The 3,089-nt window shown below is 29.0% G+C and carries 3 protein-coding genes; all 3 read left to right on the plus strand.

What is annotated here, in order from left to right; all coding sequences use genetic code 11:
• On the plus strand, positions 1-644 hold a 644-nt coding region (tig, locus tag RWN11_RS07970), incomplete at its 5' end, for a trigger factor (protein WP_314161204.1).
• Positions 645-726: 82 nt separating this feature from the next.
• Positions 727-1,350, plus strand: coding sequence for a HEAT repeat domain-containing protein (locus tag RWN11_RS07975; protein WP_314161206.1), 624 nt, complete (start codon positions 727-729; stop codon positions 1,348-1,350).
• Between the two features lie 607 nt (positions 1,351-1,957).
• The gene (locus RWN11_RS07980) at positions 1,958-2,893 is read left to right on the plus strand and encodes an FAD:protein FMN transferase (RefSeq protein ID WP_314161208.1); all 936 of its coding nucleotides are present in this window, start codon (positions 1,958-1,960) and stop codon (positions 2,891-2,893) included.
• Positions 2,894-3,089 lie beyond the last annotated feature (196 nt).

The raw sequence follows: 3,089 nt of genomic DNA on the forward strand, positions 1-3,089 counted from the left end.
TTGACACAGAAGTTAACGTAACATTCCCAGAAAACTACCAAGTAGCTGACCTTGCAGGTAAAGCAGCTAGATTCGAAGTTACAATTCACGATGTAAAAGAAAAAGTTTTACCAGAATTAACTGATGAATTCGTTAAAGAATTTTCTAAAGAAGCAGCTTCAACTGTAGCTGAATACAAAGAAAAATTAAAAGAAGAAATCAAATTAGAAAAAGAAAACTTAGCAGAAAAATCTTACTCTGATAAAGTAATTTCTACAGCTGTAGAAAACGCAAAAGTTTCTGTACCAGAAAAATTAGTAGAACAAGAAGTTAACTCTATGTTCGAACAATTCACTGGAAACTTATCTCGTCAAGGATTATCATTCGACTTATATGAGCAATTCACTGGAAAAGGTGAAGCTGATCTTAAAGCTGAAATGAAATCAGACGCTGAAAACAAAATCAAAACTTCATTCGTACTAGGTGAAATCGCTGAAGTAGAAAAAGTTGAAGTAACAGATGCTGACATCGATGCTGAAGTTAAAGAACTTGCTACTATGTACAACATGACTGAAGAAGGAATCAAACAACGTATTAGTGTTGAAGACTTACGTGGTGAGTTAGTAATCCAAAAAACTGTTGATTTCTTAAAAGCTAACAACTAATTTTAGCAAATCATCCTTAAGCATATAGAGTGTCTAACATTCTATATGCTTTTTTTAGAGGAATAAGAAGGTGGGGCTGCAGTTGAACGAATATATTAAAAGCTTAGAACGAGAATTTTCTTTAATAAAGAATGGATTTAAGGAAGAAGAGAAAAGAGCATTAGTTGATTATAAAAATAATGATAGAGACTATATTAAGAAGTTGGCTTGCTTATCTTATAAATCTAAAGTATATCAAGTTAGAATGTATGGTGTATTTCTATTTGGATATTTATCAAGTGATATTAGAATTCTTGAGTTCATGTGTGATGAAGTATCTAAAGATGATAATTGGAGAGTACAAGAGGTACTAGCAAAAGCATTTGATGAATATTGTAGAAATACTGGTTATGAAAGTGCAATACCTGTAATTGATGAGTGGCTAAGCTCTGATAATCCGAATACTAGAAGGGCTGTCACAGAAGGGTTACGAATATGGACTAGTAGACCATACTTCAAAGAAAATCCACAAGAAGCAATAAAAAGACTAGCACGATTAAGAGAGGATGCTAGTGAATATGTAAGAAAATCAGTAGGAAATGCGTTAAGAGATATAAGTAGAAAATTTCCAGAGTTGATAAAAGAAGAATTAGAAAGTTGGATTTTGGGAAGTAAAGAAATAAAACAGGTGTATAAACTAGCTAGTAAATTCTTAGGCGGTAACTAATTATTATGAAATAATATATAGTTAACTTAATAAGTTATAAAAGAAGCCTGTTATTAGAGTTTTTCATAAAAAAAGCATGTGCAGAGTTGTTATATAAATGTAGAATTAATGTGAAAATTTGAAGGAATTTAGCAATAATTTTAAATGTAATAGGGACAGGATAGGTATTTAAATAAGAATGAAAATCAATGAAAATAAAAAATAATTTAATTACAATAATTTTTTTTATAGCTTATATTTGTATTTTTATAATTTTATAATTAATATATTTTAGTAATTTTAACTAAAATATAAATTATATAAAGTATTGATAAATCAGGTATTTATAGAGAAAATTGAACTGAATAGGAGATATATTTTTAGGTTTTATATATATAAATAAAATGAATGCGTTATTTATTATTGTGTTTTTTAATGAAAATGTAAGGAAGGAACGCCTTTATGAGTTAAATATTTTATTGATTTAAGGAGATTTCTGTTATATAATGTAATTAAAGTATTAATTATCTATTATTACTTTGTCTTTAAATAACAGGTTTCTTGTAGATGTATACAACATATTTAGTTATCTTAAGCAAATAAATTTTTTATTGTAAGGTGTAAAAAAATGGAATTAAGAAGAAAGACCTTAAAATTAATGGGTTCTCATATAGATATTCTTATTTTTGATAGTGTTGATGCTGAGAATATTTTAGATGATGCTGTAGAAATGCTAAAAATGTATGAGCATAGATTTAGCGCGAATGATGATAGTTCTGAATTAATGGAAGTTAATCATAATGCAGGTATCAAAGCAGTCAAGGTTCATCCGGATTTATTTGACTTGATAAAGATAGGGAAAGTTCATAGTTGTGCGCAAAATAGTTTTCTAAATATTGCTATTGGGCCTATTGTACAGACTTGGAGGATAGGATTTAAAGATGTAAAAGTTCCGACTAAACAAGAAATTGATAATCTGTTAGAAATTACAAATCCTAATCAAATAATTTTAGATGAAAGAGATCAGTCTGTCTTTCTTAAGAAAAAAGGTATGGCTATTAATTTAGGAGCCTTAGCGAAAGGGTATATTGCTGATCTTATGATTGAGTATTTGAAAAAAAGAGATGTAGATTCTGGACTTATTAATTTGGGTGGTAATGTGTTGGTCTTTGGAGATGCAAAGCACAACCAAGACTTATTATGGCGTATTGGTATTCAAAATCCAGTGGAAAAAAGAGGAAATCACTTGTTTACTATAGGAATAAAGAATCAGTCTGTGGTAACTTCTGGTATTTATGAACGTAATTATACAGAAAATGGTAAAACATATCACCATATATTAAATCCGAAAACGGGTTATCCTGTCGAAACCAATGTAGCTGGTTTGTCCATAATCTCAAAAAAATCTGTTGATGGAGAGATTTGGACTACAAGGTTATTTGGAAAACATGTTGAAGATATTATGGATGAAATAAATAGCTTACCTGATATAGAGGGTGTTGTAGTTACAACTGAAGGTAAAGTCTATTATACAAGCGGAGTGCTAGATAAAATAATATGTTAGATAAAGATATCTTGAAGAATACTGAACATACTATTAATTTAAGGAGGCTTTATTAAAGTGGCTGAAGTAAAGAACAAAACAAATGTTAAAAAAGCAAAACAAGAAAATCTAGATACAAATAAAGTAGATAGTAAAAAAAATGAGAGAGGAAACAAAAACATGGTAAAATTAATTGGTCTAGTTGGTACAAACTCTA

Source organism: uncultured Gemella sp. (assembly GCF_963519265.1).
Classification (GTDB): domain Bacteria; phylum Bacillota; class Bacilli; order Staphylococcales; family Gemellaceae; genus Gemella.

Excerpts from the sequence above, each read along its gene's own strand:
- RWN11_RS07980 (WP_314161208.1), top strand. The coding sequence starts at position 1,958 with ATGGAATTAAGAAGAAAGACCTTAAAATTAATGGGTTCTCATATAGAT.